2 protein-coding genes are annotated in these 783 nt (G+C 71.3%); both read left to right on the forward strand.

Annotated features, from left to right (window positions below):
- On the forward strand, nt 1–354 hold a 354-nt coding region (locus G6O68_RS31950), incomplete at its 5' end, for a hypothetical protein (protein ID WP_165253820.1).
- Between the two features lie 67 nt (nt 355–421).
- On the forward strand, nt 422–783 hold a 362-nt coding region (locus G6O68_RS31955; protein WP_165253822.1), incomplete at its 3' end, for a helix-turn-helix domain-containing protein.

Consider the following 783-nt stretch of genomic DNA (forward strand, 5'->3'; position numbering starts at 1 on the left):
ATGGCGATGGATCTGGCGCGTGAGGCGCATGAGGACCACTTTCCTTCGCGTCGCGGGACCTGGTTCATCAAGGATTTGGGCGTGCTCTGCGTGTATAACAACAACCCGTACGCGGGATTCCCATCGCTCCGCGACGAGGAGCTGGCCGAGTTTCGCCGCCGCATGGACGAGGAGGGTCTGCAGGAGTTGGCGTCCGCCGGCTATCCGCCCGAAGGCGAAGTGGATGCAGGCTACACCCACGCGATGATCGTCCAGGTCGGCGAGGAGAAGCTGAGCTGGGTCGCGGTCACGATGGGCGAGATCCTACGCCGCTCGCACGCGCTTCTTGAGAGGGCGGATACGGAGTCCATCTAGAATCGGCGCGCTCTTGCGCCCTGGGGCGGCACTGGTGATGATGGCGGGGACGCCTCATAGCCCCCCCATGCATGCCGCCGGCCACCTGACGCCGGACGAGTTGCGAGATCGGGCCGACGCCCAGCGCGACAAACGCCTGCTCCTCCGGCTGCGGGCCGTCTACCTGGCCGCCACGGGCCTGACCGCCCCGGAAGTCGCCGCGGCCCTCGGGCCGTCGCGGCGGGCCGTGCAGCAGTGGGTCGCCCGCTACAACGCCGAGGGGCCGGACGCCCTCGGCGACCGCCCCCGGCCCGGCCAGCCCACGCTCCTGCGCGAGCCCGACGTCGACCGCTTCCGCGCCCGCCTGAAGGCCGGGCCGACGCCCGCCGACGGCGTCTGCACCCTCCGCGGCCGGGACGTCCGCGCGATCCTCCGGGCCGAGTTCGGCGT

This window comes from Paludisphaera soli (assembly GCF_011064595.1).
Lineage (GTDB): Bacteria > Planctomycetota > Planctomycetia > Isosphaerales > Isosphaeraceae > Paludisphaera > Paludisphaera soli.